General features: G+C 67.6%; 4 protein-coding genes and 1 pseudogene. 3 read left to right on the forward strand and 2 right to left on the reverse strand.

Annotation, left to right across the window (positions count from 1 at the left end):
* Nucleotides 1–510 precede the first annotated feature (510 nt).
* Both IF67_RS0138285 and IF67_RS0138290 read left to right on the forward strand, forming a co-directional pair.
* Nucleotides 511–846, forward strand: a complete 336-nt coding sequence (locus IF67_RS0138285; RefSeq protein WP_030993636.1) for a MerR family transcriptional regulator — start codon at nt 511–513, stop codon at nt 844–846.
* A gap of 236 nt (nt 847–1,082) precedes the next feature.
* Nucleotides 1,083–1,286, forward strand: coding sequence for a cold-shock protein (locus tag IF67_RS0138290; protein WP_030993638.1), 204 nt, complete (start codon nt 1,083–1,085; stop codon nt 1,284–1,286).
* Nucleotides 1,287–1,752: 466 nt separating this feature from the next.
* Here IF67_RS0138290 and IF67_RS0138295 read toward each other — a convergent pair whose 3' ends face one another.
* On the reverse strand, nt 1,753–2,310 hold the full coding sequence (locus tag IF67_RS0138295) for a hypothetical protein (protein WP_030993640.1): 558 nt from the start codon (nt 2,308–2,310) through the stop codon (nt 1,753–1,755).
* Between the two features lie 265 nt (nt 2,311–2,575).
* On the opposite strand from IF67_RS0138295, the pseudogene trhA reads away from it, so the two are divergent.
* A pseudogene (gene trhA, locus IF67_RS0138300) lies at nt 2,576–3,277 on the forward strand (PAQR family membrane homeostasis protein TrhA); the annotation flags it as partial.
* Between the two features lie 280 nt (nt 3,278–3,557).
* Here trhA and IF67_RS0138305 read toward each other — a convergent pair.
* Complete coding sequence (locus tag IF67_RS0138305) at nt 3,558–3,896, reverse strand: MerR family transcriptional regulator (protein WP_030993645.1); 339 nt, start codon at nt 3,894–3,896, stop codon at nt 3,558–3,560.
* Nucleotides 3,897–4,385: the final 489 nt, after the last annotated feature.

A 4,385-nucleotide genomic window follows, 5' to 3' on the forward strand; every position in this document is an offset into this window, starting at 1 on the left:
CAGGGGCTGCCGTGAGCAGGACCGCAGTTAGCGCAAGTGCAGTACCCGTAAGTGCAGTTCGCAGTACCCAGCAGTGAAGTCAGTGAGCAGCACCTCGGTGAAGGCGTCGGCTGCGGGCGCGCGCATCGGGAGGTTCGGCAGTGGGGTTCCAAGCCAGAGCAGACGCAGGACGGGCGACGGGGCTGGCTGCCGAAGAGTGGCGCTGTGTAAGGCCACCAGCAGTACGCAGTTCCATTTGATAAGTGATTGGTTCAGAGGGAAGAACGGAGGAGTTGAGCACCATCAGGATCGCCCGGGTGGAAGTTTTGAGCCCGGGTACCGCAGGACATCGATAGTGAGGTGGTCTCCGGTCAAGCAACTGCGATCCCCGCACCCCCGGCAGCAGCTCGGTCGGGCCAGCGGAAACAGAAGGCCGGCGCAGGACTAGGGTCGGCAGATGGTGTAGCAGTTCCTTCGGGGCCCTGGTGCTATGGCACCAGGGCCCCTCCACGCGTTCCACAGAGAGGTGCAATGACAGCAGACGACTCGTTCGGACGTCTCGATGACGACGACTACCCCGCCTACACCATGGGCCGGGCCGCCGAGATGCTCGGCACCACCCAGGGCTTCCTCCGTGCCCTCGGCGAAGCCCGCCTCATCACCCCGCTCCGCTCCGAGGGCGGCCACCGCCGCTACTCCCGCTACCAGCTGCGCATCGCCGCCCGCGCCCGGGAACTCGTCGACCAGGGCACCCCCATCGAGGCCGCCTGCCGCATCATCGCCCTCGAAGACCAACTCGAAGAAGCCCAGCGCATCAACGCCGAACACCACCGCGCCGCGGGATCGTCCAGTCCGCCCGTGGCCTGAGACAGTGCGCCCGCCGGGCCCCGCACGCACGTGTCGGGGCATGACGCGCGGCTCGTTTCCTATGGTGACAGTGTGCGGACGTGTCGCGTCTGCGTCAGCTGAACATGGTTCGGAAGTTACCCTTCGCCCACGTCTTCGGCGTGGGCGTTCTGCTGTGCCGTGCTGCAGGAACCAGGGCGATCACCTCGGCCTTCCGCACGTTGCGGGAGGCGCTCATCGGCTGGAAGGCATGAGACATGGCCAGGGGAACTGTGAAGTGGTTCAACGCGGAGAAGGGCTTCGGCTTCATCGCCCAGGACGGCGGCGGCCCGGACGTGTTCGCCCACTACTCCGCGATCAATTCCTCGGGCTTTCGTGAGCTCCAGGAAGGTCAGACCGTGACGTTCGACGTCACCCAGGGCCAGAAGGGCCCCCAGGCCGAGAACATCAACGCCTCCTGACCTTCCCGTCCCTGCCCGAGGGATCGCGCACACCGCGGCCGGTAGCTGCCGCCCCCCGTGCGGGCAGTGCTTTGACCGGACAGGGGGCGCGCTCTCGTGCCAGGGGGCGACGGAGCCTGTCATGCACAGGATCGGGGTCGCGTAGCCATGGCTGCGCGACCCGGTCTGTCGAGGGCATCTGGGCACGGTGCGACGCCGGCCGGGACCTTCTGAGCTCGTTCGCTTCAAGTGTTGTCCCGGGCTCGTTCGCCTTACCGTGCGCATCGCCGTCGAGCCTGGGGCCACGAGGCTACGGCCCTGGTCGCCGGCGCGCAGGTCGTCGGCGACCAGGGTGTTACTCGGAAGCGGCAGGAGCACCGGGCCGGATGAGTAGGGATACGAGGCCGGGGCCGCCGGCTGCCAGCCGCGTGGCGGCTCGGGAGCCGCATGCCCTGTGCGGCTGTCGTGCAGTTGGAGGAGCGGACCTTTAGATGCTCGTCCAGGCTTCGAGGAAGGCTTTCCGTCCAGCGGAATCGTCCGACCTGCGGTCGGCGTGCAGGATCCGCCAGGCGGTGAGTTCCAGATCGCGGAGCCACAGTTCTCCGATGACCTGTGTCTTGAGGTCGGGAAGATGGTCGGACTCGGCGAGGGCTTGACCGATCACCTCCCCGGCTGCGACGCGTTGGGTCGGGGTCATCTCATCGACAGCCGAGAGAATCTGTCGGGCCAGGGCGGTACCTTCGCCTGCCAGGGATTGCGCCACCTCAGCCTTGATGTTGGCGGGTAGCAGGTAGGCGGTGCCCGAGGACCTCCACAGGTCCGACCAGAAGCGCTCGCCTGCCTCGGTGGGGGCAGGGAGCGCGGCCAGCAGTCCGAGGAGATGGCCGATGGCCGCGTAGCCACCGGAGTGGGCAGCTGCGACGACTGCGATGTCGGCGACACGCTCCACATCGAGGTGGCTGGCTTCGAGGTCTGAAGCCAGGCCCAAGTGTTCCAACTGGTTTGTGAGGGGGGCGGATACGTGGGGGCGGACCTCAGGAAGCATCGGCGATCCTTGCGGGTAGGCGAGCGGAGATTGCCCGTTCGGAAGCCCTGATCGTTCCCACGCCCAACCGATCTACTCAGTTTCGGGAGGCCCAATTCGCGGCGGGACCAACGGACCGCAGTGCACGCGGCGGCGAGCAAGCCCACACCCGGCGAGATGCGCCTGGCTTTCGGGCTGGCCTCTCGAAGGGCTGTCCTGCGAGGTCTCCTAGCATGGGCGCATGATTGCCAGTGACGCCCAGGAGCCCGGTGGAGGACGGGAAGCCATGTCCCGTGACGCCGCTGAGGCCGAATGTGTCCACGTCGCCTCAGCGCGTGGAGAACACCGTGAGGTCGGGCTGCCCGGCGGATCACAAGGTGACGGTGCAGCAGAAAATGGTCACTCGGTTGCCGCTCTGGTGGAGCAGGCGTCCGACCTGGCCGAATCGATCAAGCCGAGGTTGCGTGGCTGGCTCCATGCCGGAATGGTCCCCGCCGCACTGATCGCAGGCATCGTACTCGTCTGCCTGGCTCGCACCCCGCAGGCGGCCTGGGCCTGCGCCGTGTACTCGGTCACCGCTTTGCTGCTGTTCGGGACGAGCGCCATTTACCACCGCGGCACCTGGGGGCCGCTCGGCGAGGCTCTTCTGCGACGTCTCGACCACGCCAACATCTTCCTGATCATCGCGGGCACTTGCACCCCCCTGGCCGTGCTCCTACTGCCACCGGACCAGAGATCCGTGCTGTTGTGGATCGTGTGGGCGGGCGCGTTGGCCGGCATCGCGTTCCGGGTCCTGTGGGTCGGAGCCCCGCGCTGGCTGTACACCCCGTGCTACCTGGCCCTGGGGTGGGCGCCGGTGCGCTACCTGGCCGACTTCCTGCACACCGGGGGAGTGGCCGTACTCGCCCTGATCGTGGCCGGCGGTCTCCTCTACAGCGTGGGCGCGGTGGTCTACGCCCTCCAGCGCCCCGACCCCTCACCCCGCTGGCGGTGTGCTGCTCGTGGGCCTCGTCGGTCCCATGTCCCGATGGCCCGTCCGGCCCCGATGAATCAGAGGCGCAGAGCCCCGGAGGCTGCCGCGAGATCAGGGGACATCCCGACCGCGGTGCTCAGCCTGGTTGGCGTCAGGCTGACGGCGAAGAGCTCCGGCGACGGAATCGACGGAACTCGTCCGCATGGCTGCTGTGAGTCGGGCTGGGACGCCGGCCTCTCCGACGCCGACTGAACGTCCCCGGGGCGCCGGCCGCGCGCGGGCGCGGGAACGGAGTTCAGACGTCGGTCTTGAGGCGGGGCCCGGAAGGTGAAGCGCGCAGTTCTTCGTTGATGCGCTGAGCTTCGTCGAGCTGGTCTTCGAGGATGACGATGCGGCAGGCGGCGTCGACGGGGGTTCCCTGGTCGACGAGTTCGCGGGCGCGTGCGGCGATACGCAGCTGGTAGCGGGAGTAGCGGCGGTGGCCGCCCTCGGAACGCAAAGGCGTGATCAGCTTGGCCTCACCGAGGGCCCGCAGGAAGGCGGGGGTGGTGGCGAGCATTTCGGCGGCCCGGCCCATGGTGTAGGCGGGGTAGTCCTCGTCGTTGAGACGGTCGTGAGAGATTTCTGCGGTCATTTGCACCTCTGATCGGGGAATGCATCGCGGGGCCCTGGTGCCGAACACGCACCAGGGCCCCGAGGGATGTGAACACCATCTGCCGGCTTACTGCGGTGCCGGCCTTCTGTTTCCGCACCGTCGCCCGGGAGAGGGCGGGAAGTGCGGGGATCGCGGATGCGTGACCGGGGACCACCTTCCAATCCGGGGCCTGCGGTACCCGAGCGGCTCACTTCCTCGCCCGGGCGATCCTGATGGTGTCCGCCTCCTTCTCTTCCTCCTGCCGACCTGCTTGCTACTGCGGTTCTGTCCGCGTGGCTACGACGGAAAGCCTAACTCCCGTTGGGGCGCATGTCTACCGCCGCCATGACAGATTTTCTGTGAAGATGATGGCCGAGCTTCTGTCGTCCGCGCCTGACGGAAACGGCACCAGGAGGCGCGTTGCCGGGGTGTGGGAACCGAAGGGGCGGGCACACTGCCTGCCGCGGCAAAAGGCGCAACAGATCACAG

This window comes from Streptomyces sp. NRRL S-1813 (assembly GCF_000719605.1).
In the GTDB taxonomy this organism is placed as follows: domain Bacteria; phylum Actinomycetota; class Actinomycetes; order Streptomycetales; family Streptomycetaceae; genus Streptomyces; species Streptomyces decoyicus.